At 42.4% G+C, this 934-nt stretch carries 1 protein-coding gene; it reads left to right on the forward strand.

What is annotated here, in order from left to right; all coding sequences use genetic code 11:
- Positions 1-934: class I tRNA ligase family protein (locus ACRCJ0_RS15780; RefSeq protein WP_431391133.1), on the forward strand; the 934-nt coding region annotated here is incomplete at both ends.

Below are 934 nucleotides of genomic sequence, written 5' to 3' on the forward strand. Positions count from 1 at the left end.
CGGTAAATTACATTTAGGTCATGCTTGGGATGTGACTTTACAAGATATGTCTATCCGTCAAAAACGGATGCAAGGTTACGATACTTTATGGTTACCAGGTATGGACCATGCGGGTATCGCAACGCAAGCTAAGGTTGAAGCGAAATTAGCCGAAGAAGGCATTTCTCGCTATGACCTAGGCCGTGAAAAATTCATTGACCAAGTGTGGGATTGGAAAGAAGAATATGCTGAAACAATCCGTCAACAATGGGGTAAAATGGGTATCTCTGTTGATTATTCACGCGAACGTTTTACTTTAGATGATGGTCTAAGTGAAGCTGTGCGTAAAGTCTTCGTTGATTTATACAATAAAGACTTAATTTACCGTGGTGAATATATTATTAACTGGGATCCAAAAGCCCAAACTGCCTTATCTGATATGGAAGTGATTTACTCTGATGATAATGGTGCTTTCTACCATATTTCATATCCATTAACAGATGGATCAGGTTCGTTAGAAATCGCTACAACACGTCCAGAAACCTTGTTAGGGGATACGGCAGTTGCAGTCCACCCTGAAGATGACCGCTACACGCACTTAGTTGGTAAAACCATCACTTTACCATTAGTTGATCGTGAGATTCCAATCGTTGCGGACGAGTATGTTGAGCGTGAATTTGGGACTGGTATTGTAAAAATTACCCCTGCCCATGACCCTAACGACTTTGCAGTAGGGAACCGTCATGATTTACCACGTATAAACGTGATGAACGCTGACGCAACAATGAACGAAAATGCTGGTGAATTTGCAGGTATGTCTCGTGAAGAAGCCCGTAAAGCAGTTGTTGCTGCCTTAGATGAACAAGGTTTCTTAATCCGCACAGAAGAAATGGTCCACTCAGTGGGTCACTCTGAGCGTACAGGTGTCGTTGTTGAACCACGTCTTTCAACACAA

The sequence above is a fragment of the Aerococcus sp. L_32 genome (assembly GCF_050689315.1).